The following is a 23,408-nucleotide window of genomic DNA, read 5'->3' on the forward strand; positions in this document are numbered from 1 at the left end:
GGAACGGCCGGGCGGGGCGTGTGCCCCGGCCCGGCCGTTCCGTCGTGATCTTCCGTCAGGGGGAGGCGATCCGCCCCAGCGACGGCGGGATCTTGTGCGCGGCGGCGCGGTCGAGCAGGAACAGCGTGCCCTGCCGCCCGCGCGCGCCCGCGGCCGGCACCTGGAACGGTCCGGCGTCGGACAGCGCCATCCTGACCGCCTGCGCCTTCTCCTCGCCCGCAGCGACGACCCAGACCTCCCTGGCGGCGCGCAGGGCGGGGAACGTCAGCGACACCCGGGTCGGCGGCGGCTTGGGGGAGCCGTGCACGGACACGACCGGCCGCTCCTCCTCGTAGACGGCCGGCTGGCCGGGGAACAGCGAGGCCACGTGGCCGTCGGGCCCCATGCCGAGCAGCAGCACGTCGAACGAGGGCACCGGCCCGTGGTCCTCCGGCCTGGCCGCCTTGGCCAGCTCCACCGCGTAGGCGTCGGCGGCCTCCTCGGCGGTCATCCCCGAGTCGGGGCCGGGCATCGGGTGCACCCGGGCCGGGTCCACGTCGACGTGGTCGAGCAGGGCCTGCCGCGCCCCGGTCTCGTTGCGCTCGGGATGACCGGCCGGCAGGAACCGCTCGTCGCCCCACCAGATGTCGAGCGCCCGCCAGTCGATGGCGTCGTGCGCCGCCGTCCCCGCGAGGGCGGCCAGCGTCGCGATGCCCACGGTGCCGCCGGTCAGCACCAGGTGCGCGGAACCGCGGGCCGCCTGCGTGTCCACCAGCCGTGTGATGAGGCGGGCGGCCACGGCCTGGGCCAGCAGCTCGGCGTCGCGGTGGACGATGACGGTGGGAACGCCGGTCACGACCGTCCCCGCCCCTTCATCTCCGCCAGGCGGCGGATCGAGGCGGCGTAGATGTCGTCGGGGTCGAGCCTGCGCAGCTCCTCGGCCAGCAACTCCGAGGTCGGCCTGCGGGCCAGGGCGACCCGCCGGTCGGGGTTGCCGGGCCGCGACAGCGTGGCGAGCCTGGCGTCGGTCCTGCTCACCGTCAGCTCGCCGCCGCCCTCGATCGACAGCCGCACGCCCGTCAGGCCGGGACCGCCGGATTCGGCGATCTCGATCGGCGCCTCCAGCCGGTCGCACAGCCAGGCGGCCAGCAGCGGCGCGCTGGGGTTGCCCGGCGCGGCCTCCACCACACCCCCGGTGATCTTCCCCATGGGCTGGTCGAAGGCGGCGGCCAGCAGGCTGCGCCACGGCGTGAGCCGGGTCCAGGCCAGGTCGGTGTCGCCGGGGACGTAGGTGCCGGCCCGCGAGGAGATCGCGGCGACCGCGTCCGCGGCCGACCTGGCGTCCAAGATCCGGCGGCTGCCCAGATGCCCGACCGGGTGCTTGGCGGGAATCTCCGGGCACTCGCCCGGCCACCACACCACCACCGGCGTGTCGGTGAGCAGCAGCGGCGTGATCACCGAGTCGGCGTGCTGGGTCAGCTCGCCGTACAGGCGCAGCAGCACGACCTCGCCCGGGGCCGACTCGCCCACGCGGATCTCCGCGTCCAGCCGGTTGGGCTCGGCCGGGTCGCGGTTGATCACCATCAGGATGCGCGAGGGGTGCTCGCGCGCCGCGTCGGTGGCCGCGCGCAGGGCGTCGTACTGCCCCGCCTCGTCCACCACCACCACGAGGGTCAGCACCATGCCGACGGCGGGCGCGCCCATCTGGTGCCGCAGGCGGGTGAGCGTCGAGGAGATCTTCGACGCGGTCGTCTCGGTCAGGTTGAAGGTCGTCACACCGCTCTCCGCTCGCTCCACCCCAGACGCGCCGCGCTGACGGGCGCGCTCTCAGCCACGCTCACAGCCGCCTCCAGGCGCGTCCGTCCCTGGCCAGCATGGCGTCGGCCGAGGCGGGACCCCAGGAGCCGGACGCGTACCCCTCGGGCTGGCCCTGGGAGGCCCAGAACTCCTCGATCGGGTCGAGGATGTTCCACGACAGCTCCACCTCCCGCTGGTGCGGGAACAGCGGCGGATCGCCGATGAGCACGTCGAGCAGCAGCCGCTCGTACGCCTCGGGGGAGGACTCCATGAACGACTCGCCGTAGGCGAAGTCCATGTTGACGTCCCTGACCTCCATGGCCGTGCCCGGCACCTTGGAGCCGAAGCGCACCGTGATGCCCTCGTCCGGCTGGACACGGATGACCAGCGCGTTGTGCCCGAGGATCTCGGTGTCGTCCTTGCTGAACGGCAGGTGCGGCGCCCGCTGGAAGACGACGGCCACCTCGGTCATGCGGCGGCTGAGCCGCTTGCCCGTACGCAGGTAGAACGGCACCCCGGCCCACCGGCGGTTGGCCACCTCCAGCTTCACCGCGGCGTACGTCTCCGTGGCGGAGTCGGAGGAGATGCCCTGCTCCTCCAGGTAGCCGACGACGGGCTCGCCGCCCTGCCAGCCCCGGACGTACTGACCGCGGGCGGTGCCGGTGGCCAGGTCGGCGGGCAGCTTGACGGCCCGCAGCACCTTCTCCTTCTCCCGGCGCAGCGCGTCGGCGTCGAAGGACGTGGGGTCCTCCATCGCGACCAGCGCGAGGAGCTGGAGCAGGTGGTTCTGGATCACGTCACGGGCCGCGCCGATGCCGTCGTAGTAGCCGGCCCGGCCGCCGATGCCGATGTCCTCGGCCATCGTGATCTGCACGTGGTCGACGTAGCCGCGGTTCCAGATCGGCTCGTACAGCGTGTTGGCGAAGCGGAGCGCCAGGATGTTCTGGACGGTCTCCTTGCCGAGGTAGTGGTCGATCCGGAAGACCGAGCTCTCGGGGAACACCGCGCTGGTGATCGCGTTGAGCTCCTGGGCGCTCTTCAGGTCGTGCCCGAACGGCTTCTCGATGACGACCCTGCGCCAGGAGCCATCGGGGGCCTTGGCCAGGTTCGTCCGCTTGAGCTGCTCGATCACGAGCGGGAAGAACTTCGGCGGGACCGAGAGGTAGAAGGCGTAGTTGCCGCCCGTGCCCCGGGTCTCGTCGATCTCCTTCAGCATCATGGCGAGCACGTCGAAGGCGCCGTCGTCGCCGAACTCGCCCGGGCAGAAGTGGATGCCCTCGCTGAGCTGCTTCCAGACCTCCTCGCGGAACGGCGTCCGCGCGTGCTCCTTGACCGCCTCGTACGTGACCTGGGCGAAGTCCTCGTGCGCCCAGTCGCGGCGGGCGAAACCGACCAGGGAGAAGCCCGGGGGCAGCAGCCCCCGGTTCCCCAGGTCGTAGATCGCCGGCAGCAGCTTGCGCTTGGCGAGGTCGCCGGTGACGCCGAACAGCACGAGCACGCACGGCCCGGCGACGCGAGGCAGGCGCCGGTCGCGCGGGTCGCGCAGAGGGTTGGCGGCCACGGTCAGCTCGGTGGTCGCGGTCGTGGCGGCCTGAGCGGCGGCCAGGACCGCTCGCTCGGCGGCCGTCAGATCCTCCACGACCTGCTGCGGCAGCTCGTCTCCCGCCTGCCGGGCGTCGTCGGCGGGGGCCTGCGGCTCCTGTTGCTCCGTCATGTGTCCTCCTTGCGGACGGGCCCTTCGCCAGTAACGCATCGCATGGTCAGAGCTCCTCCGCCACGGAGAGCAGGTGCCTGACCCCGGCGACGCGATCGGTGAGGTGCAGGCGCACGGCCGGCCTGCCGCGGGACGTCAGGGCTCCCAGGTCGCCCAGCGCCTGCGCGAGCTGCAGCCTGCCCAGAGTGTAGGGCTTGCCGGGAACCTCGACGTCGTCGGTCACCGCCCCGGTGATCTGCAGGAACACGCCCGAGGCCGGACCGCCCTTGTGGTACTGGCCGGTGGAGTGCAGGAAGCGCGGGCCCCAGCCGAACGTGACCGCGTGGTCGGTGCGGTAGTCGAGCAGCGCGCGCAGCGTCGCGACGTCGGCGCTCGCCCAGGTGTCGGTCATCTCCTCGAAGGACGCCTCGCCGACGACCGCCGCGTCGAACGCGGCCTCGCGGTCGAGGTACGCCATGATCGCCAGGTAGCCGCGCTCGGGGATCGCGCGCAGCAGCCAGGTGAGGACGTCGGCCAGGTTCTTCAGGTCGCCCGGCAGGTCGCCGTACACCTCGACCGGGCCGTCGGTGAGCATCGGGGTGCCGGTCGGCAGCGGGCCGTCCCCGGCCTCCTGCAGGATCCGGGTGGTGTTCTCCTTCGACTCGGCGACGTTCGGCTGGTCGAACGGGTTGATCCCGAGCACCCGGCCGGCGACCGCCGTGGCGTACTCCCAGACGAGGAACTGCGCGCCCAGCGGGCCGTCGACGGTCGTGCCGCTGTCGGACCCGATCGTGACGAGGAACTGGTCGTCCGCCTCGGCGGCCTCGGCGCCGACGACGGGCAGGATGCCCTTGCCCTCCTTGCCGGTCGACTCGGCGATGAGCTGCTCGATCCAGTCGGGCAGGCCGGTGATGTCGGACGGCGAGTCGCGCAGGATCAGCTTGTCGCGCCCGTGCAGCGCCCGCGCGCCGAGCAGCGCGCCGAGCTCCAGGCCCGGGTTGCCCTCGTCCTGCGCGAGCAGCGGCGCCACGGCGGAGGCGTCGTCGAGCAGCTTGGCCACGTCGGCGCCCGCCAGGGCGCTCGGCACCAGGCCGAACGCGGTGAGCGCGCTGTAGCGGCCGCCCACGTTCGGGTCGGCGAGCACGACCGGATATCCGGCCTCGATCGCCGTCTGCTCCAGCGGCGAGCCGGGGTCGGTGACGACCACGATCCGCTCGGCCGGGTCGATCCCCGCGTCGCGGAACGCCTGCTCGTAGACGCGCCGGTGGCTGTCGGTCTCGATCGTGCCGCCGCTCTTGCTCGCCACCACCACGATCGTGCGGTCGAGCCGGTCGGCGAGCGCGCGCCGCACCTGGTGCGGGTCGGTCGTGTCGAGGACGGTCAGCGGCACGTCCTCGGTGGCGCAGATCACCTCGGGGGCCAGGGAGGAGCCGCCCATGCCGGCGAGCACCACGTGGTCGAGGCCCGCGGCGCGAGCCCGCTCCACCAGCGTGGCGATCTCCGGCAGCAGCTCCCGGCTGGCGCGGTGCAGGCCGAGCCAGCCCAGCCGGATCGCGGCCTCGGACTGCGCCTGCGGACCCCACAGGGCGGGGTCGCCCGCGGCGAGGGCCGCGGGCACCCCCTCGGCCACGAGCTTGTCCTTGACCGCCTGGACGGCGTCCGCCTCGTCGCCGAGGGTCACCTCGATTGTCATGAAGCTCAGGCCTTCCGCAGCTCGCCGTCGACGGTTTCGAGAAGCTCGTTCCAGGACGTCTCGAACTTCTCGACGCCCTCCTCCTCCAGCGCGCGGACGACGTCGTCGTAGTCGATGCCGGCCTGCTTGAGCGAGGCCATGACGTCCCACGCCTGCTGGTAGAAGGGGCGGATCGTGTCGCCCGAGATCCGGCCGTGGTCGGCCGAGGAGTCCAGGGTCTTCTCCGGCATGGTGTTGACGATCCCGGCCGTGACCAGCTGCTCCACGTACAGGGTGTCGGGGTAGTCGGGGTTCTTCACGCCGGTGGAGGCCCACAGCGGGCGCTGCGGGTGCGCGCCGGCCGCGCGCAGCGCCTGCCAGCGCGGCGAGTTCATGACCTCCTCGTACGCGGCGAACGCCAGGCGGGCGTTGGCCACGCCGGCCTTGCCCTTCAGCTCGGCGGCCTCCGGCGTGCCGATCTTGTCGAGGCGCTTGTCGATCTCGGTGTCGACGCGGCTGACGAAGAACGACGCGACCGACTCGATCGTGGCCAGGTTGAGGCCGTTGGCCTTCGCCTTCTCCAGCCCGCTCAGCCAGGCGTCCATCACCTGGCGGTACCGCTCCAGCGAGAAGATCAGCGTGACGTTGACGCTGATGCCCTCGGAGATGGCCTGGGTGATCGCCGGCAGGCCCTCGACGGTCGCCGGGATCTTGATGTGCACGTTGGGCCGGTCGACCAGCCACCACAGCGCGCGGGCCTCGGCGATCGTCGCCTCGGTCCTGCGGGCCAGGCGCGGGTCCACCTCGATCGACACGCGCCCGTCGACGCCGCGGGTGGCGTCGAAGACCGGACGCAGCACGTCGGCCGCCCAGCGGATGTCGAACGTGGTGATCGCCCGCACGGCCTCCTCGACCGTCACGCCGCGGGTGGCCAGGTCGCGCAGCTGCGCGTCGTAGGCGTCGCCCTTGCTCAGCGCGGAGGCGAAGATCGTGGGGTTGGAGGTGACTCCTGTCACGTTCTTGTCGCGGATCAGGGCGGCGAGGTTGCCGGTGCGCAGCCGCTCCCGGCTGATGTCGTCGAGCCAGATCGAGACTCCGGCGTCCGTCAGCCGCTTCAGATTCTCATTCATCCTTCGTCCCTCAGTTTCCGGTCGTCTCGCCCTTGTCGGCGCCCGTCTTGGCCAGGCTGGCCTTGGCGGCGGCGACGACGCGGTCGGCGGTGAGGCCGAACTGCTCGTAGATCGTCTTGTACGGGGCGGAGGCGCCGAAGTGCTCGAGACCCAGGACCTCGCCCGCATCTCCCACGAACTCGCGCCAGCCCATCGTGATTCCCGCCTCGACCGCGACCCGGGCCTTGACGGCGGGGGGCAGCACGGTCTGCTTGTAGGCGGCGTCCTGCTCGCGGAACCACTCCACGCACGGCATCGAGACCACGCGGGTCGGAATGCCCTGCGACTCCAGGATCGTGCGGGCCTCGACGGCGAGCTGGACCTCGCTGCCGGTGCCGATGATCACGACCTCGGGCTGGCCGTTGGACGCGTCCTGCAGGACGTAACCGCCCCGCGCGACGGCGTCCGGGTCGCCCGCGCCCTCCAGGGTGGGGACGTTCTGCCGGGTCAGGGCGAGGCCCGCCGGGCGGTCGTCGTGCTCGAGGACGGCCTTCCACGCGGCCGCCGTCTCGTTGGCGTCGGCCGGACGGACGACGTCCAGGCCGGGGATCGCGCGCAGCGCCCACAGGTGCTCGATCGGCTGGTGCGTCGGGCCGTCCTCGCCGAGGCCGATCGAGTCGTGCGTCCAGACGTAGGTCACCGGCAGCTTCATCAGCGCGGCGAGCCGCACCGACGGCCGCATGTAGTCGCTGAACACCAGGAACGTGCCGCCGTAGGGGCGGGTGCCGTTGTGCAGCGCGATGCCGTTCAGGATCGCGCCCATGCCGTGCTCGCGGATGCCGAAGTGCAGCGTCCGGCCGTACCGGTTCCCGGGGAACTCCTTGGTCTGGTACTCGTCCGGGATGAAGGACGGCTCGCCCTTCATCGTGGTGTTGTTGGACTCCGCGAGGTCGGCCGAGCCACCCCACAGCTCCGGCAGCACCGGCGCGAGCGCGCTCAGCACCTCGCCGGACGCCTTGCGGGTGGCGACCTGCGAGCCGATCTCGTACGACGGCAGCGCCTTGTCCCAGCCCTCCGGCAGCTTGCGCTTGGAGATCCGGTCGAACAGCTCCGCCCGCTCGGGGTTGGCCTCGCGCCAGCTCTGGTAGCCCTTGTCCCACTCCGCGCGCAGGGCCCGGCCGCGCTCGACGACCTCCCGCGCGTGGTCGAGCACCTCGGAGGGGACCGCGAAGCTCTTTTCGGGGTCCATGCCGAGGACGCGCTTTGTCGCGGCGACCTCGTCGGCACCCAGGGCCGAGCCGTGGATCTTGCCGGTGTTCTGCTTGTTCGGCGCCGGCCAGCCGATGATCGTGCGGAGCTTGATGAAAGTCGGCCGGTCGGTCTCGGCGCGGGCCGCCTCAAGCGCGGCGTACAGCGCCTGGACGTCCTCCTTGTAGTCCCCGGTGGTGGTCCAGTCGACCTCCAGGACGTGCCAGCCGTACGCCTCGTAGCGCTTGACGATGTCCTCCGACAGGGCGATCTGGGTGTCGTCCTCGATGGAGATGTGGTTGGAGTCGAAGACCACGGCCAGGTTGCCGAGCTTCTGGTGACCCGCGAGCGCGCTGACCTCGTGGCTGATGCCCTCCTCGAGGTCGCCCTCGGAGGCGAAGCACCAGATCATGTGGTCGAACGGCGAGGTGCCGGGCGCGGCGTCCGGGTCGAACAGGCCGCGCTCGCGGCGGGCCGCCATGGCCATGCCGACCGCGTTGCCGACGCCCTGGCCGAGCGGACCCGTCGTGGTCTCCACGCCGGCCGTGTGCCCGTACTCGGGGTGGCCCGGGGTGAGGCTGCCCCACTGCCGGAGCGCCTTGAGATCGTCCAGGGTCAGGCCGTAGCCGGACAGGTAGAGCTGAATGTAAAGCGTCAGGCTCGAATGCCCGCAGGAAAGGACGAACCTGTCTCGTCCCGTCCACTTGGGATCCGAAGGGTCATGACGCAGGACCCGCTGGAAAAGAAGGTAGGCAGCGGGGGCGAGGCTCATCGCGGTGCCGGGGTGACCCGAGCCCGCCTTCTCCACGGCGTCCATCGCCAGGGCTCGCACGACGTCGACCGCCTGCCGGTCAAGATCACTCCACTCAAGGCTTGCGCTGCTCAACTGCTCGATCCCCTCTATTTTTCGCGCCGGTTCTGGCATTTCCCGCCCACAGGGGACCCTAACGGGTTCCCCGTAATACCGTTTGGTAGCCACCTCGGTAGCGGCACCAGCGGCTTCGGCCCCGGTTCGGGGACCACCTGCGGTGGCGACTACAGTGATTTCGCAAGTGCCGGCTGCCGCCCGGAGACAGGCTGCCCGGAGATCCGCCCTAATCAGAGGTTACGCGTTGACCCCGCACGTGTTGGAAGCGCCTTGACGGTCCTGACGAACAAGCAGACGGTGACCCCCCTCGGGTCCGCCGCGACGGCCACGGCCCCCCGCTCCATCGGGGCGCTCGTGAAGGCCTACGTGGCGCTCACCAAGCCGCGGATCATCGAGCTGCTGCTGATCACGACCCTGCCGGTCATGTTCCTCGCGGCGCACGGCCTGCCCGACCTGTGGACCGCGACCGCCACCATGGTGTTCGGCACGCTGTCGGCGGGCAGCGCGAACGTCCTGAACTGCTACATCGACCGGGACATCGACCGGACGATGCGGCGCACCCGCAGGCGTCCGCTCGCCAAGCACGACGTGTCGCCGATGGGCGCGCTGATTTTCGGTGTGATTCTCGGCACTCTTTCCACGCTCGGGCTCGCGCTCACGGTCAACGGCTTGGCCGCTGTGCTGTCGCTGGGCGCGATCCTGTTCTACGTCTTCGTGTACTCGCTGGTGCTCAAGCGGCGTACGTCGCAGAACATCGTGTGGGGCGGCATCGCCGGCTGCATGCCGGTGCTGATCGGCTGGGCCGGCATCACCGGCGGGCTGTCGTGGGCCCCGGTCGTGCTGTTCGGCGTCGTGTTCTTCTGGACGCCGCCGCACACCTGGACGCTCGCCATGCGCTACCGCGAGGACTACGCGGCGGCCGAAGTGCCCATGCTGCCGGTGGTCGCCACCGAGCGCCGGGTCGTCCGGCAGGTCGTCGCCTACACCTGGGCCACCGTGCTCTGCTCGCTGCTGCTGTGGCCGATCGCCGGCACCTCCTTGATCTACCCGGCCGCGGCGCTCGTGCTCGGCGCGGTCTGCCTGGTGGAGGTCTACCGCCTGCTCGGCCGGGTGAACGCCGGCAAGACCGGCGTCGACCTGCGCCCGATGCGGTTCTTCCACTGGTCGAACATCTACCTGGCGCTGCTGTTCCTCGCCGTCGCGATCGACTCCCTGGTCGCCTGAGCCGGTCCGCCACCGGCTCGGCCGGAAGACGGCTACGGCCGGTGTGTCCATGGGACAGGTCACGGCGCTGATGCCGCCCGGCGCACTCTTGCGTACGTTCGAGCCATGGAAGGTGGCGGCGTGGCCGCTCGCGGGCCTCACGGTCACCTTCGCGGCCACGATCGCCTTCCTGGCCCGGGGTCATCCGTACGCCCCGGTGCTCGCACTGACGTCGGTGGCCGTGTACTCCGCCGCCGCCTGGCGCCCGGAACGGGTGTCCGCGGCGGCGCCGGCGGCGGTGACCGCCGCCTACCCTGTCGTTCTCGTCCCTGACGGCGGTGCCGGACGCGCCGGAGATGGGCGTGCCCGCGCCGGCCGTGCTGTGGCTCCTCGCGCCGGCTTCGGGCGGGTGGTTCGGGCTTCTTCTAGGGCTAAGCGCGCGGGACCGCCCCCAGTTCGTCGTGTTCGCCTACCATGGCGGGCTGCCGATCCCGAGGGGTGACACGGCCGAGGCGCGGGCGTGGGACGGGCGGGCCACAGGTCGCGGGGCCGATGTCGAGCGCCAGGGCGGGGACCAGGACCGTGCGCACCACGAACGCGTCGACGAGCACGCCGAGCGCGACCAGCAGGCCGAACTGGATGTTGAGGACCACCGGGGTGACGGTCAGCACCATGAACGTCCCGGCGAGCACGACGCCGGCGCCGGCGATGACGCCGCCCGTTGCGACGAGCGCCGTGACGACGCCGTCCCGGTGCCCGCGCTCGCGGACACCTGCCTGACCCGGGCCATGAGGAAGATCGGGTGGTCCACACCCAGCGTCACCAGGAATCGACCCCGAGCGTGAGCACCGTCTGGTCGCTCCCGGACCGACGAGGTGGACGACTGGACAGAGTCGCTGGCACGGCATCAGGGGGAGGGAACCGGCGGTTGCGAAGCGGCACCAAGTTACGTCACAAGCTGACCCAGCGGGCAATAAGGAAGAGCCCCAGGGCAGGTTCTGGGCCCCCGGCAGGGGGCCAGAGAAAATCACGGGATGTCGCACAGCTGAATCGAGCAGATTACGGCAGGAGTTTGTTCGAAAGCGAGGATGCCCGGATGGCCGTAATCTTGATCATGCTCAGCTCTGTGGTGGCTGACGAACCAAGGCTTCCGCAGCTCAGTACCACTTGGCCGCCTGCCGTGAAGGTGTGCACGACGTTCAAGGACATGGGAACCGACGCAAGGACCGGATCCTGGGTGGCGACAGCGTAATCGTTGTCGTCTCCAGCCCGAAGGTAGCACTTGACGATCGCGGGGTAGCCTTCGGTAACTGGCGGCTCCAGATTGAGCTTGGCGAACACGGTGTAGCTGCCCGCTGGTAGAAAGAGCCTGGCGATCTGCTTCTGCTGGCCGGGCGCGGTCTTCCCAGTCGAGAAGTTGTTCTTCCACCCGCTGTACACGGCGGCCGGGCCTGGTGTGGCGCTCTCGGCTGTGCCCGAAGCGGCGGCGAATGCCGCACCTGCCATCGCGATGAGCGCCCCCAGCATGGACAGTGTTCGACGTCCAGTGCGTATGGCCATTGAAGCCTCCTTGTGTGGACCTTCGCTGAATTGTCACAACTGCGGCCACACGGAATGGACGCTAGCTGCGACGGTCCTATCCCTCAACGGCGAGTTCGAGACGACGCCAGAGGAGTACGTCCGCGCGCCGGCCGCTACCACGCCCTGTCGTTTTTGCCACCTTCCCTACTGACCTCGCTTTCGGACCAATGCACGCGGGCGCGTATGGATCAATGCCGTATTGGGTGAATTTCTACGCGCATTGGTGGGGTGTGACACGCCCTCGTTCCGATGCGGAATCGGGTCTTGACAGTGCCGGAGACTTCGGCAGCGACCGCTGATCGATGTCCCTAATCCGGCATCTTGGATCGGTCGCCGGGTTCAAGCACAATGCGGCGTATGGACCTGGATCTGGGTTTGGTCGCCAACTTCTTGGTCCTCGTGGAGGAGATGCACTATGGGCGTGCGGCCGTGCGGCTGCACATGAGCTCATCTGCGTTGACGAAGCGGGTCCAACGTCTGGAACGACAACTCGGTGTACCCCTCATCGAGCGGGACTCTACGGGTGTGCTCGCCGTTACGTCCGCAGGCCGACGGTTCGCGATCGCCGCCGAACCCTTGATGGCTCAGGCCGTCGCCGCCCGTGAGAGTGCCCGGGCGGTACCCGCCCGCTACACGCTGCGGGTCGGTATGCCCGCCGGCGGCGGCGCGATCCTTGGGCAATTCGACATGACCCGCATCGCACGGCACGTCCGCCGCAGCTTCCCCGAGACCCGGCTGGTGCTTCAGGACGTTCCCTTTTCCGCGCTGACTCGCTGCCTGCCCGAGAATCGGGTGGACGTGCTGTGGAACATAGCGCCCGTCCACCATCCCGCCGTGGAGTCGTTCCCCCTGCCGATCACCAGCGCTCGCATGGGCGTGGTCGCCGCCCGGCATCCCTTCGCCGACGCCGGAACGATGAACGTGGAAGACTTCATCGAACAGCCAATGTTGTATATCCCGGCCGTCGCCGAGGAGTGGATGAACCAGTTCTGGCTCGCAGACATGCGGTCCCGCCGCGAGGCGCGCCTGGTCGAGGTCGAGTCCGAGAATGTCGTAGGCGTCTTGCGGAGCATCGTCGAGGGCAAGGCCGTGATCGCCGCGGTCGCGCACATCGCTCCACTCCTAGGGTCTAGCCTGCGGTCGGTGACGCTGACCGGCGCTGCGCCCCTGGTCTACTACGTCGCGTGCCGGCGCACCGACCGGCGTGCCGCCGTTCATGCCCTGGTGGAGGCATTTCAGGCTGTCGGCCCCCGCCGCCTGCTGTAGGCCCGATGCGATGGCCGCGCCCATGCGAACGCCGTCGCCGGCATCATCGCCAACCGCATCGAGCATTTCGTCGCAGCCCACCCCACCCGCTCGGCCCGCGCGGTACAAGCTCCCGCGAGGCGAGCAAGCGATCGATCGAAACGGCGCTGGCCGTGGACGGCAACCTCGACGAAGACACCCTCGATGAGTTCCTCGACAAGGTGCTGATCCCATCGGAGAAGGGGAGCAGGTAACCCCCATGGCGGACACCAGTGTCGGGATCGCGCGGGAACAGCTCGCTGCGGTGCGCGTACAGCTCAACGACCACACGCCCCCGAGCTCCGCCTCCAGATCGGCATGCTCACCGCCCAGACCGCGATCGCTGAACACCTCGACGGCATCGAGAAGAGCATCGACTTCGGATTGTCGTGCGTCCCGGATGACTCTCTGCCCGTGAGCACACTCGAAAGCCCCGGACGAACCTCGTGCCCGGGGCTTCACTCCTATGCGGGGGAACTCCCGCCGGGCCAGTTCCACGGCCCGGGGTCGACTGGGCCCCCGACGGCATCCAGCTGGTCTCGTCGTTGTCCTGCACCTGCCCGATCCCCGCGGCCAGCGCGCCGGGGGGCGAGCACCACCAGCCAGGCGGCGATCACCACCCACTTGCCGATCCGTCCCGCGGGCAGACCGACCAGACGTCGCAACGTCTCCATTCCGCACCTCTCGTCGTCGTCGAAGAGAGGTCCAACGGTGGCGCGGAGGGCGTCGCGGGCGTCCCCCGTGGAACATCACCCCTGGCTACGGCCGCGCGTACGCCCACGACCCGGCCGGTGCCGGGGCGGCGTACGGATCAGGGGAGTAGGTGCAGCGGTGCCACGACGCTTCCGGTCGGCTTGAACACATCGCCGCACGAGCCGCGGCGTCCTCGTGAACCAGGAGAGGTCCCGTCCGAAAGGAGTTCGGACGGGACCTTGTCTTCGTATCGATAGCCGGTGTGGCGCGGCCGGGCCTGTCCCCGGTCAGATGGTGATGACGACCTTGCCGAACGCCTTGCCAGAGGCATAACGGTCATAGGCGTCGCGAGCCTGGTCGAAGGGGAACGCGCGGTCGATGACCGGGCGAAGGCCGTTGACCTCGATGGCTCGGTTCATGGCGAGGAACTGGGCGCGGCTGCCGACCGCGACGGCCCGCACGGTGGCGCCGGAGGCGAAGAGCGTGCGCGTGTCGACCGGGGGCGCGGTGTCGGAGACGAAGCCCACGCACGCGACGTGGCCTGCCATCGCCACCGCCTTGAGGGACTGTTCCAGCAGGCCGGCCACGTCGATGACGCGGTCGGCGCCCCGCCCGCCGGTGAGTTCCCGGACCCTCGCCGGCCAGTCGGGGACGGCACGGTAGTCGATGACATCGTCCGCGCCGAGATCGAGCAGGCGGGCCGCCTTACCGGGCGCGCTGGTGGTGGCGATCACCCGGGCGCCGAGCGTCTTGGCGAACTGCAGGGCGAACAGCGACACCCCGCCCGATCCCTGCGTCACCACGGTCTGGCCCGGACGCAGACCGTCCGCGCCGGTCACGGCGTTCCAGGCGGTGACCGCGGCGCACGGGAGCGTCGCCGCCTCCTCGTAGGACAAGTGGCAGGGAACCGGCACCAGAGCGTCCTCGGCGACCACGGCGCGTTCCGTGAGCATGCCGTCTAACGAGCCGCCTCGCTGCGGCAGGTGCTCGATGCCGAACGGGCCGTCCTGCCAGCTGGGGAAGAGGGTGGCGGCGACCCGCTCGCCGATCCGCCGCGGGTCGACCCCGGGCCCGACCGACACGATGTCGCCGGCCCCGTCGGACAGCGGGACCACGTCCGGCTTCACCGGCAGGACGTAGTCGCCGCGGGCGATCATCAGTTCCCGGAAGCTCAGAGACGCCGCGCGTACGGCCACGACGACCTGACCGGGGCCGGGGACCGGGTCGGGATGGTCTCTGATCGTCAGTCCCGCGATTCCGGCGCCGCTGTCGAGGTGGTAGCTGCGCATGGTCAGGCCCGGGCGTCGGAGTCGGTGGCGAGCGGGACGGGGGCGCCGGTCTTGCTGTAGCCGAGGGCCGCGACGATTCTCCCGTCCCGGACCCGCATGAGGTTCACTCCGCGCACCGAGTCGCCGGGGCCGTCGCCGAAGCGGTAGCGCCACATGATCGTCGCGCGGTCGCCGTCGACCCAGACGTCCTCCGGCCCGAACTGGGTGGTGCGGTCGCCGGCGAGCGTCCGCCAGAACGTCAGGCACGCCTGGCGTCCCTCGACGCGCTCCCCGTCCGGAGCCGGCTGGACGGCCTCCATCACGCAGTCCTCGGCGACCAGGTCGTCGAGAATCGCGGGGTCGTGGTGGACGAACGCGTGGTTGAAGCGGTCGATGACCTCGGCCGTGGTCAGTTGCGGCACATCGGCTCCCTGAGCGAGATAGAACGTTCGGTCTATAGGGTTATATCGACCAGTCGATCTACTAGTCAAGGGCGGGCCTGCGCGCGCGACGCCGTACGCCGGGCGGGAGGGGAGGGCGCCCGTCCGTGACGGGCCGCGGCGTCAGGCGCGGTAGACGCGGCGGACGTTGTCGTCGGGGGCGGGCAGGCGCTCGGCGGCGGGTCCTTCGGCGAAACCCTTGAGCAGGTTGGTCGTCGTGGCGGTGACGAAGGCCCGCGTACGCGCGTCGATCCCGTGCGCCCGCGGCAGGTCGCGGGTGCGTGCCATGAGCGTCTCGGCCCACCGCATGGTTCCCGAGGCGAACACCCCGGCCCCGCTCGGGGCGGTGTAGTAGGCCGCGTCGGCGAAGCTGGGCCGTCCCACGCAGGTGACCGGCGAGTGGGCGAGGATCTGCAGCGGCCTGGGCGTCGGCACGTCCGTGTTCACCCGGTCGTACTCCACGCCCACGAGGTGGGGGAACGCGTCGCCGCGGCGCACACCGGTGCCCGCGAAGATCCAGTGGCGGGGCTCGTGCACGACGAACGGCGCGTCCACGGGATAGCCGTCGTAGTAGACCCCGATGAGCGACGACTCGGGATCGGCCTTCGGCGCCGCCCGGAAGTCGGTCGTCGCCAGCGACGGGCGCGTGCGGACCAGCGGATCGCGGTCCACCGCGGTCTTGTAGCAGACCACCAGCTTGCCGTCCTCCTCCATCCGGACGCGGCGGAAGCAGGTGTTGGCGCCCAGGAAGGCCAGGTTGGCGCCGGCGTCGCGGGCCTCGGTCACCGTGCGGCGCACCCCGGGCGTCCAGTACTCGTCGTGCCCGAGGAAGATCACCGCGGAGGCGCCGGTGAGCACGTCGTCGCCGGCCTCCAGGTCGCCGCCCGTCGTGTACGCCAGGGGCAGGCCGAGCCGTTCGGCGAGGGCCACCACCGGCCGCTCGTGGATGAGGAACTTCTCCATTCCGGTGCTGTCGTAGGGCCGGTCGAAGCTGACCGCGAGCGAGCGGCTCTCGTAGCGGCCGTCCTCGCCGTAGTAGAGGCTGTAGCCGCCCCACCGGTTGTACGCCTGCCAGGTGGGGGTGGCGTGCACCAGGACCGTGCGGCCGGCCCCGGAGGCCGAGCGCACGACCAGCGGCACGTACCGCTGGTGGCCGCGCTCGGTGTCCAGGCGCAGCAGGTAGGCCCCCTCGGGCCAGCCCTCCGTGGACACGGTCAGGGAGCGCCGCCACCGGGCCCGTACGGTGCGGGTGTCGCCGGCGAGCCGTCCGCGGCCCTGGTCGCGCCCCTTCATCCACCCCGAGCGCCACACCCGGCGGGCGAGCGTGCCGCCGTACCAGCCCATCCGGTAGGCCGTGACCCGGTAGCGGCCCTCGGTAGTGGAGACGTGCAGCCCGAACGACTCCCCGGGCAGCACGCTCGCGCGGTCGCCGTAGCCCTCGATCGCCTCGTCGGGGCCGCGCTCACGCACCCGCCAGTCCGGGTCGCCGGGCAGCAGCCGTTCCGCCACCGGCTTCCTGGACGGCGACGGAGAGGCGGGGGAGGGCGAGGAGGAGGCGGGCGCGGAGCCTTCCCGGGACCCGGGCGCGCATGCGGCCACCGAGCCGACGGCGGCGGCGCACGCGATACGGAGGAACCCCCGTCGTCCGAGCCCGTCACGTGGTGCGACATCCATGATCGCCCATTGTGCCCGCAACCGGGACGTGTTCGAGACGACCGGCGCGCCTGCGAGATACTTGCCCCGGCACGGAATGCATGAGGATCTTTTGGGGCCGGAGGAGGACCGCGGCGGGCGTGGTCGGTTACAGTCGCACAGTGGCAGGCCTCGACCCCCGCGCCGTTCTCAGGGAGCGTCCGTCCATCGGCCTCATCGTGGGTCTGGTCGTCGCCGGAATCTGCGCCCTGGTGTCGTTCTCCTTCGACATCATCAACGGCGAGCCGGTCCAGTTCTTCATCGCGCTCGGGCTCGCGGTGGCCCCCGTGCCGCTGCTGCTCGCGGGCGTGCTCGCCCTCGACCGCATGGAGCCGGAGCCGCGCACCAACCTGATCTTCGCGTTCGCCTGGGGCGCGGGCATCGCCGTGCTGCTCGCCGGCGTGCTCAACTCGCTCAACCTCGTCTACGTGGCCCATCAGCTCGGGGACGCGACCAGCGCGCGCAACCTCGTCGCCACCTTCGGCGCCCCGCCCGTGGAGGAGACGGCCAAGGGGCTGGTCCTGCTCGGGCTGCTGTGGTTCCGGCGGCAGGAGCTGGACGGGCCCACCGACGGGATCATCTACGCCAGCATGGTCGGGCTCGGCTTCGCCATGTCGGAGAACGTCAGCTACTACCTGGCCGCGCTGGAGGAGAACGGCGCGCAGGGGCTGGCCGCCACGCTCGTGCTGCGGGCCGTGCTGTCGCCGTTCGCCCATCCGCTGTTCACCTCTTTGATCGGCATCGCGGTGGCGTACGCCGCGCAGCGCGGGGGCGCGGTGGGGGTCGTCGTCATCGTCATCGGGTGGATCGGGGCCATGCTGCTGCACGGCCTCTGGAACGGCTTCGCCACCTTCGGCGGCCTCGGCGGGCTCGCCATCGCCTACCTGCTGCTGATGATCCTGCTCATCGTCGAGCTCATCGTGATCTTCCGGGACAGACGGCGGATCGTCGGCCTGATCCACCACTACCTGCCGCCGTACGAGCGCAACGGGCTGATCAACCAGGCCGACATCTTCATGCTGTCGTCCCTGCGCCGCCGCCGGCAGGCCAGGGTGTGGGCCAAGGCCCACGGCGGCAGGGCCGGGGCACGGGCGATGATCGACTATCAGGTCGCCTCCACCGAGCTCGGGCTGCTGCACGCCCGGGCGGCCAGGGGCGGGGTGGACGAGGAGACCTTCCGCGCCCAGCAGCGGGCGCTCGCGGACCTCATGGCCTACGCCCGGCTGTCGTTCCCGCTGCCGGAACGCCACCAGGCGAACGCCGCGCGGGGGGTGCCCCCGCCGGGGTACGCGCCGGGCGCCCCACCCCCGGGCCGGTGGCCCGGCGGCGGTCCTCCCGTGCCGCCCTGGTACGGACAGCGACCAGGCGGGCCGGGCCACGGCCCGCCGCCGGAAGGGCCGCCTCCCGGGTACGGGTACCCGCTGGGCGGTCCCGGGCAGCCACCAGGGCCGCCGCAGAACCCGCCGCAGGGCCCGCCGCAGGGGGGCCTCGGTCCCGGCGCCGGGCCGGATCCCGGGCTCGGCGACCCGCGGCGCTGATCCGCCCCGCGGCAAGGTCGCGGTGGCGCTTGGCCCGGACGGCCGGTGCGTGTTTCAATCACTGTGCGCGGTGGCCACTTGATGGGTGGGCTCCAGGAGGGCGTGCGGCGATGCCGCATGCGTTCTTCTCGTACGACAGCCCCAGACGGCGCGGCCTTCTCCGGAAGGCGTGCCCGCCCACCATGAGGAGAACCCCCAACCATGAGCACCACAGCGCGATCCCCGCGTTGGAGATCGCTGTCCCTGAGGCCCGGGCGAAAACTCGCCGTGCTCGCCGCGGTGGCGGCCGTGCTCGCCGGCCTCGTCGCGGTCCTGACGCAGACCGCGGCCGAGGCGCACGGCGCCCTGCAGGCCCCCGCGAGCCGCACGTACGCGTGCTACACCGACGGCCTCACCGGCGGCCAGATCATCCCCAACAACCCCGCCTGCAAGGACGCCGTGGCGGCCGGCGGCACCCAGCCCCTCTACGACTGGTACGGCGTGCTCCGCTCCGACGGAGGCGGCCGCACCCGGGGCTTCATCCCCGACGGCCAGCTGTGCAGCGGCGGTTTCAGCAAGTACGCCGCCTACGACGCGCCGAGGACAGACTGGCCGACCACCACGCTGAAGGCCAACAGCACCTACAACTTCGTCTACGGCGCATGGGTGCCGCACCCCGGCGGCTTCAAGCTCTACGTCACCAAGGACGGCTGGAACCCGACCCGGCCGCTCACGTGGGACGACATGGAGGAGCAGCCGTTCCTCACGGCCGACCCCGAGCCTGAGGTCAGCAACGGCGCCTACCGCTTCTCCGGCAAGCTGCCCGACAAGAGCGGCCGGCACATCATCTACGCCGTCTGGTACCGCTCGGACAGCCAGGAGACCTTCTACGGCTGCTCGGACGTGAACTTCCTCCGCGACGGCGTCTCGCCGAGCCCCTCGCCGAGCGCCTCACCCACCAGGAGCCCGTCGCCGAGCCCGTCGCCCAGCCCCTCCGCCTCCCCGACGGCCGGAAACCCGGCCTGCACGGCCACGGTGAAGCTGACCAACACCTGGCAGGGCGGCTTCCAGGGCGAGGTCACCATCAAGAACACCGGCACGGGACCGCTCAACGGCTGGTACGTGCAGTGGCAGATGTCGAACGGCGCGACGATCACGCAGGCGTGGAACGGCACGTCCATGCAGAGCGGGCCGTTCGCGATGATCCACGCCCCGGAGTGGAACTCCTCGCTGGCCCCGGGGGCCTCGGCCACGGCCGGGTTCCTCGGCAGCGGGTCGGCCACGCCGTCGATCAGCGACATCAGCTGCGGCTGAGCGGGGCCTGATCCCGCGCGGCACGGCCCGGCGCCGGAGTCCGCGGGAGACGCCCGGGAAGCCGTCACGGCGGCTCCCCGGGCGTTGCGCGATGGGTGGGCGGAGGAGGATCCGCTCGTACCCGCGGTGCGATAGCCACTGTGGGTGTGGCCTCACCTCCCTCGGGGGATGGTGGGAGCGCTCCCACGTGGCCGGACCCTAACGCGCGGGGCCGTCACCGGCCAGTGGACGCGCCTCCGCCCGTCACGTCCGCCCAGGTCAGGGCGTGTGGCCCGATGAAAGTTTCGCCGCCCCGCTCGTCACGCCGCCCGCCGCTCCGCCCGTCACGCCGCCGCCACGTGCCACGCGCCGGGCTCGTGCGCTCAGCCGGTCAGCGCGCGGTCGAGCGCGGTCTCGCGACGGCCGAGGAAACGCGGCGAGGAGTGCAGGACCAGGCTGTCCACCAGGGCCTTGGCGGAGGCGGGGAACTCCCTGACGGCGTAGGCCAGCGTCTCCACCGGCCAGTCGTGGCTGGAGTCGTCGCCGACGCCGAACGCGTCCAGCCCCGCCGCACGGCACAGCGCGACGGCCCGGGGGAGGTGGAACACCTGGGTCACGACGACGAGACGGGACGCGCCGAAGATCTCCTTGGCCCGCACGCAGGAGTCCCACGTGTCGAACCCGGCGTAGTCGAGCACGATCTTTCCGGCCGGGACGCCGTGCGCGATCAGGTAGTCACGCATGATCGAGGGCTCGTCGTAGTCCTCGCGGCTGTTGTCGCCGGACAGCAGCAGGGCCCGGACCTTGCCCACGCGGTACAGCTCGGCCGCGATGTCGAGCCGGGCGCTCAGCATCGGGGTGGGCTTCCCGTTCCTGACGCCCGCACCCAGCACGAGCGCGGCCGGCATCGCGGGCACCTCGGTGGTCCAGTTCGTGCCCGGCTCGGCGGTCACCCGGTGGGCGGAGCTCGTCAGCCAGGCCCAGGTCATCGGCGCCAGCGGCAGCACGCTCAGGGCGACCAGGCCCTGGAAACCCCGGCGCAGTGCCGTACGCGACCAGGTCCAGGGGCGGACGACCCGGGACAGGACGCCCCCGGGGGACGAGGAGCCGGGGAGCCCCTCCACCTCGGGTCACACCCCCGCGTGGTGGAGCTCCGGTTGCTCGTGGGCGGGGGCGGGCGCGGGACCCCGGGTCCGCATCAGGAACACGACGCGCAGCGCGCAGACCCATACGAGCGTCGCTCCCAGCACGTGCAGGAGCACCAGCGCCGCGGGGACGGCGAGGAAGTACTGCACATACCCGACCACGCCCTGGGACAGCTCCACCCCGAGCAGCACGAGCGCGGCGCGCCGGGCCCGGCCGGGGGCGTCGCTGACGCGCAGGGCGAACAGCAGGGCGAACGTCAGCCCGACGACGACGTAGGCGATGTCGGTGTGCAGCCGCACCACGCTCTGGATGTCGAAGCCGAAGCGGGAGGCCGCCTCGTCCCCCGAGTGCGGCCCGGTGCCGGTCACCACCACACCGGCCAGCAGCAGCGCGAAGGCCGCCGCGGACAGCGCGTACGCGAGCGTGCGGATGTCCCTGTGGACCAGCCGTTCCGCCGGGGCGTCGCCCTCGCCCGCCCGGGCGAACAGCACGACGGCGGCGGCGGTCATGCCGATGGACAGCAGGAAGTGGACGCTGACGGTCACGGGGTTGAGCATCGTGTGCACCACGACACCGCCCCACAGGGCCTGGACGAGGACGCCGGCCGGCTGCACCAGCGCGAGCCGCAGCAGGACCGGGCGGCCGCGCTCGCCCCTCGACAGCTGCCAGGCGACGATCACACACGCGGCCGCGACCGCGAGCACGAGGAACGACAGCAGGCGGTTGCCGAACTCGATCGCCATGTTGAGCGGCGCGTGCGTGTCGATCCTCGCCGGGACGAAGCTGTCCGGCGTGCAGCGCGGCCAGGTCGGGCAGCCGAGGCCGGAGCCGGTGACGCGGACGGCGGCGCCCGTGACGGTGATGCCGACGTTGACCACGATCGCCGCCAGGGCCCACCGCCGCATCGACTCGTTCGTGGGAAACCTCAACGAGCGATACAGAGCGAGCAACGTGCCGCGGATCCGGTCAGTCGTGGGATTCACGGAATTCATCGTAGGCGGCCATGGGGGTGGTCCCTTCTCCGGGCCGCGCGCCGTCCGGCCAGGCCCGCGCCGTCCCCGCTCCCTCGGGGGCCGCCCGGGCACGCACTGATCGTTTTCCCCGGCAAGGCCGGTACGATCGGCCGTACGGGACCGAGGAGGGCGGTGGCCGGTCGATGGGCGGGGCGTGGAACGGACCGGCGAGCCGTGAGCGTGACGACCTCCGCGCGGCGGGCGCCGGAACGCGGCAGAACCTGCGCGAGCAGGTGGCGCAGGCGCTGCGCGACGCGCTGGTGGCCGGGGAGATGCGGCCCGGGGTCGTCTATTCGGCCCCCGCGCTGGCGGCCAGGTTCGGGGTCTCGGCCACACCGGTGCGGGAGGCGATGCTCGACCTCGCCAAGGAGGGCCTGTTCGAGGCCCTGCGCAACAAGGGCTTCCGGGTCGCCGAGGTGTCCGAGCGCGACCTCGACGAGATCATCGAGATCAGGCGGCTGATCGAGGTGCCCACGGTGACCCGGCTCGCCGGAGAGTCCCTGGGCGCGCGGGCCGAGGCGCTGCGCCCGATCGCCGAGGAGATCGTCTCCGCCGCCGGACGAGGCGACCTGCTCGCCTACGTGGCGGCCGACCAGCGATTCCACCTCGCGCTGCTGGCCCTGTCGGGCAACGCCCGGCTGGTCGAGACGGTCAGGGACCTGCGCGCCCGGGCCCGGCTCTACGGGCTGCGCGGGCTGCCCGACGCGCAGATGCTGGCGTCCTCGGCGCGCGAGCACCTCGATCTCCTCGACGCCCTCGTACGCGGTGACGCCCAGGCGGCCGAGCGCCTGATGAACCACCATCTGCAGCACGTACGCGCGATCTGGTCGGCCGACCCGCCCCCGGCCTGAGCGGTGCGGCTCAGCCGTCGCCCGCCCGGGTGGCGCCGATCGAGGCGACGACCACGCAGCCGATGGCCGCCCACTCGCGGACCTGGAGCACCTCGTGCAGGACGAAGAGGCCGACGAGCGCGGCGGCGGCGGGCTCCAGGCTCATCAGGATGCCGAAGACCCGCTTGGGCATCCGGCGCAGGGCCTCGAGTTCCAGCGAGTAGGGGATGACGGAGGAGAGCAGGCCCACCCCCGCGCCGACCAGCAGAATCTCGGGCCGCAGCAGATCGCTCCCGCCCGCGGTGACCCCGATGGGCGCGACGACGATCGTGGACACGATCATGGCGAACGACAGCCCGCTCGCGCCGGGGAAGCGGGCGCCCGTGGCCGCGGAGAACACGATGTAGGCGGCCCAGAACGTCCCCGCCAGCGCCGCGAACCCGATGCCGATCCAGCTCGCGGTCCCCGCGTCTCCCCAGGGGGCGAGCAGGATCACGCCCGCGGCGGCCAGTCCCACCCACAGCAGGTCGAGCCGGCGGCGGGAGGACACCACGGCCAGGGTGAGCGGCCCGATGAACTCGATGGCCACCGTGATCCCGATCGGCAGCCGGGCGAGGGCCTCGTAGAACGACAGGTTCATCAGGCCGAGGCTGAGCCCGAACGCGACGCCGACGGAGAGGTCGCGCCGTGACAGCCCGCGCACCTTGGGCCGGACGACGGCCAGCAGCATGACGGCGCTGGTGGCGATGCGCAGGAAGACCACGGCCGAAGGGGACAGCTGCGTGAACAGGTTCTTGGCCAGTCCGGCGCCGACCTGGACCGACAGGATTCCCAGCAGCACCAGCCCCGAGGGCGGTATCGCGTCGGAGGCGGCCCGCAGCGCCCTGCTCGGCGACCGCCACCCGCGATACGACTCGGCGTCCGGAAGGGATTCAGCGGTCATGCCGGCAACCCCACAAAAGGCATTGATCAGAGACAAACGCCCGCAATCATATGCGCCGGCCGTCAGGCCGCAGGTAGGGGCCCCGGCGTCGTCACTCCCCGCGGGCCCGTGTCACTCCCGGTGGGCTCGTGTCACTCGG

Annotated in this window: 19 protein-coding genes; 5 read left to right on the plus strand and 14 right to left on the minus strand. The window is 71.5% G+C overall.

The genetic code is table 11. The features are described 5' to 3' along the window. Positions 1-55: 55 nt before the first annotated feature. The 6 genes from pgl to tkt form a co-directional block, all read right to left on the minus strand. Positions 56-835, minus strand: a complete 780-nt coding sequence (pgl, locus tag ACIBK1_RS12705) for a 6-phosphogluconolactonase (protein WP_030507313.1) — start codon at positions 833-835, stop codon at positions 56-58. Further along, positions 832-1,755 carry a glucose-6-phosphate dehydrogenase assembly protein OpcA gene (locus tag ACIBK1_RS12710; RefSeq protein ID WP_036405849.1) on the minus strand — a complete coding sequence of 308 codons (924 nt, stop codon included), beginning with the start codon at positions 1,753-1,755 and terminating at the stop codon, positions 832-834. Before ACIBK1_RS12710 ends, pgl begins: the two co-directional genes overlap by 4 nt. Before the next feature lie 61 nt (positions 1,756-1,816). After that, positions 1,817-3,490 carry a glucose-6-phosphate dehydrogenase gene (zwf, locus tag ACIBK1_RS12715; protein ID WP_081903430.1) on the minus strand — a complete coding sequence of 558 codons (1,674 nt, stop codon included), beginning with the start codon at positions 3,488-3,490 and terminating at the stop codon, positions 1,817-1,819. Positions 3,491-3,536: 46 nt separating this feature from the next. Next, positions 3,537-5,162, minus strand: a complete 1,626-nt coding sequence (locus ACIBK1_RS12720; protein ID WP_030507310.1) for a glucose-6-phosphate isomerase — start codon at positions 5,160-5,162, stop codon at positions 3,537-3,539. Between the two features lie 5 nt (positions 5,163-5,167). Then, on the minus strand, positions 5,168-6,271 hold the full coding sequence (gene tal, locus ACIBK1_RS12725; RefSeq protein WP_030507309.1) for a transaldolase: 1,104 nt from the start codon (positions 6,269-6,271) through the stop codon (positions 5,168-5,170). Between the two features lie 10 nt (positions 6,272-6,281). Then, positions 6,282-8,423, minus strand: coding sequence for a transketolase (gene tkt / locus ACIBK1_RS12730; protein WP_051761545.1), 2,142 nt, complete (start codon positions 8,421-8,423; stop codon positions 6,282-6,284). 213 nt (positions 8,424-8,636) lie between these two features. Here tkt and ACIBK1_RS12735 point away from each other — a divergent pair, with 213 nt between their 5' ends. Further along, positions 8,637-9,590 carry a heme o synthase gene (locus ACIBK1_RS12735; protein WP_030507307.1) on the plus strand — a complete coding sequence of 318 codons (954 nt, stop codon included), beginning with the start codon at positions 8,637-8,639 and terminating at the stop codon, positions 9,588-9,590. Between the two features lie 410 nt (positions 9,591-10,000). On the opposite strand, the gene ACIBK1_RS12740 is transcribed toward ACIBK1_RS12735, so the two are convergent. Then, on the minus strand, positions 10,001-10,477 hold the full coding sequence (locus ACIBK1_RS12740) for an MMPL family transporter (RefSeq protein WP_331281163.1): 477 nt from the start codon (positions 10,475-10,477) through the stop codon (positions 10,001-10,003). A 151-nt stretch (positions 10,478-10,628) separates the two neighbouring features. After that, positions 10,629-11,129: a hypothetical protein gene (locus ACIBK1_RS12745; protein WP_156080861.1), complete on the minus strand. Its 501-nt coding sequence runs from the start codon at positions 11,127-11,129 to the stop codon at positions 10,629-10,631. Positions 11,130-11,507: 378 nt separating this feature from the next. Here ACIBK1_RS12745 and ACIBK1_RS12750 point away from each other — a divergent pair, with 378 nt between their 5' ends. Further along, entirely contained in the window at positions 11,508-12,416 is a 909-nt protein-coding gene (locus ACIBK1_RS12750; RefSeq protein WP_030507304.1) for a LysR family transcriptional regulator, read from the plus strand. 998 nt (positions 12,417-13,414) lie between these two features. Here the strand turns inward: ACIBK1_RS12750 and ACIBK1_RS12755 are convergent. The 3 genes from ACIBK1_RS12755 to ACIBK1_RS12765 form a co-directional block, all read right to left on the minus strand. Next, complete coding sequence (locus ACIBK1_RS12755; protein ID WP_030507303.1) at positions 13,415-14,416, minus strand: zinc-dependent alcohol dehydrogenase family protein; 1,002 nt, start codon at positions 14,414-14,416, stop codon at positions 13,415-13,417. A gap of 2 nt (positions 14,417-14,418) precedes the next feature. Next, complete coding sequence (locus ACIBK1_RS12760) at positions 14,419-14,817, minus strand: nuclear transport factor 2 family protein (RefSeq protein ID WP_030507302.1); 399 nt, start codon at positions 14,815-14,817, stop codon at positions 14,419-14,421. A 141-nt stretch (positions 14,818-14,958) separates the two neighbouring features. Continuing rightward, positions 14,959-16,509 (minus strand): N,N-dimethylformamidase beta subunit family domain-containing protein, encoded by a 1,551-nt coding sequence (locus tag ACIBK1_RS12765; RefSeq protein ID WP_197042543.1) that lies wholly within the window; start codon positions 16,507-16,509, stop codon positions 14,959-14,961. A gap of 140 nt (positions 16,510-16,649) precedes the next feature. Here ACIBK1_RS12765 and ACIBK1_RS12770 point away from each other — a divergent pair, with 140 nt between their 5' ends. Together ACIBK1_RS12770 and ACIBK1_RS12775 are read left to right on the plus strand one after the other, a co-directional pair. Continuing rightward, positions 16,650-18,065 carry a PrsW family intramembrane metalloprotease gene (locus tag ACIBK1_RS12770; RefSeq protein WP_063754590.1) on the plus strand — a complete coding sequence of 472 codons (1,416 nt, stop codon included), beginning with the start codon at positions 16,650-16,652 and terminating at the stop codon, positions 18,063-18,065. 201 nt (positions 18,066-18,266) lie between these two features. Beyond that, positions 18,267-19,358 carry a lytic polysaccharide monooxygenase auxiliary activity family 9 protein gene (locus ACIBK1_RS12775; RefSeq protein ID WP_030507299.1) on the plus strand — a complete coding sequence of 364 codons (1,092 nt, stop codon included), beginning with the start codon at positions 18,267-18,269 and terminating at the stop codon, positions 19,356-19,358. 362 nt (positions 19,359-19,720) lie between these two features. On the opposite strand, the gene ACIBK1_RS12780 is transcribed toward ACIBK1_RS12775, so the two are convergent. Then, positions 19,721-20,461, minus strand: coding sequence for a SanA/YdcF family protein (locus ACIBK1_RS12780; protein ID WP_030507298.1), 741 nt, complete (start codon positions 20,459-20,461; stop codon positions 19,721-19,723). 6 nt (positions 20,462-20,467) lie between these two features. Further along, the gene (locus tag ACIBK1_RS12785) at positions 20,468-21,475 is read right to left on the minus strand and encodes a COX15/CtaA family protein (protein WP_051761544.1); all 1,008 of its coding nucleotides are present in this window, start codon (positions 21,473-21,475) and stop codon (positions 20,468-20,470) included. Between the two features lie 164 nt (positions 21,476-21,639). Between ACIBK1_RS12785 and ACIBK1_RS12790 the strand changes: the two genes are divergently transcribed. Further along, on the plus strand, positions 21,640-22,347 hold the full coding sequence (locus tag ACIBK1_RS12790) for a GntR family transcriptional regulator (RefSeq protein ID WP_036405844.1): 708 nt from the start codon (positions 21,640-21,642) through the stop codon (positions 22,345-22,347). Positions 22,348-22,357: 10 nt separating this feature from the next. Here the strand turns inward: ACIBK1_RS12790 and ACIBK1_RS12795 are convergent, their stop codons facing one another. Next, the gene (locus ACIBK1_RS12795) at positions 22,358-23,269 is read right to left on the minus strand and encodes an EamA family transporter (protein WP_030507295.1); all 912 of its coding nucleotides are present in this window, start codon (positions 23,267-23,269) and stop codon (positions 22,358-22,360) included. Positions 23,270-23,408: the final 139 nt, after the last annotated feature.

Source organism: Microbispora rosea (assembly GCF_044460045.1).
GTDB lineage: Bacteria > Actinomycetota > Actinomycetes > Streptosporangiales > Streptosporangiaceae > Microbispora > Microbispora rosea.

Excerpts from the sequence above, each read along its gene's own strand:
- zwf (WP_081903430.1), bottom strand. The coding sequence starts at position 3,490 with ATGACGGAGCAACAGGAGCCGCAGGCCCCCGCCGACGACGCCCGGCAG.
- tal (WP_030507309.1), bottom strand. The coding sequence starts at position 6,271 with ATGAATGAGAATCTGAAGCGGCTGACGGACGCCGGAGTCTCGATCTGG.
- ACIBK1_RS12765 (WP_197042543.1), bottom strand. The coding sequence starts at position 16,509 with ATGGATGTCGCACCACGTGACGGGCTCGGACGACGGGGGTTCCTCCGT.
- ACIBK1_RS12775 (WP_030507299.1), top strand. The coding sequence starts at position 18,267 with ATGAGCACCACAGCGCGATCCCCGCGTTGGAGATCGCTGTCCCTGAGG.
- ACIBK1_RS12795 (WP_030507295.1), bottom strand. The coding sequence starts at position 23,269 with ATGACCGCTGAATCCCTTCCGGACGCCGAGTCGTATCGCGGGTGGCGG.
- ACIBK1_RS12790 (WP_036405844.1), top strand. The coding sequence starts at position 21,640 with ATGGGCGGGGCGTGGAACGGACCGGCGAGCCGTGAGCGTGACGACCTC.
- ACIBK1_RS12720 (WP_030507310.1), bottom strand. The coding sequence starts at position 5,162 with ATGACAATCGAGGTGACCCTCGGCGACGAGGCGGACGCCGTCCAGGCG.
- ACIBK1_RS12745 (WP_156080861.1), bottom strand. The coding sequence starts at position 11,129 with ATGGCCATACGCACTGGACGTCGAACACTGTCCATGCTGGGGGCGCTC.
- ACIBK1_RS12750 (WP_030507304.1), top strand. The coding sequence starts at position 11,508 with ATGGACCTGGATCTGGGTTTGGTCGCCAACTTCTTGGTCCTCGTGGAG.
- ACIBK1_RS12785 (WP_051761544.1), bottom strand. The coding sequence starts at position 21,475 with ATGAATTCCGTGAATCCCACGACTGACCGGATCCGCGGCACGTTGCTC.
- ACIBK1_RS12755 (WP_030507303.1), bottom strand. The coding sequence starts at position 14,416 with ATGCGCAGCTACCACCTCGACAGCGGCGCCGGAATCGCGGGACTGACG.
- tkt (WP_051761545.1), bottom strand. The coding sequence starts at position 8,423 with ATGCCAGAACCGGCGCGAAAAATAGAGGGGATCGAGCAGTTGAGCAGC.
- ACIBK1_RS12740 (WP_331281163.1), bottom strand. The coding sequence starts at position 10,477 with ATGCCGTGCCAGCGACTCTGTCCAGTCGTCCACCTCGTCGGTCCGGGA.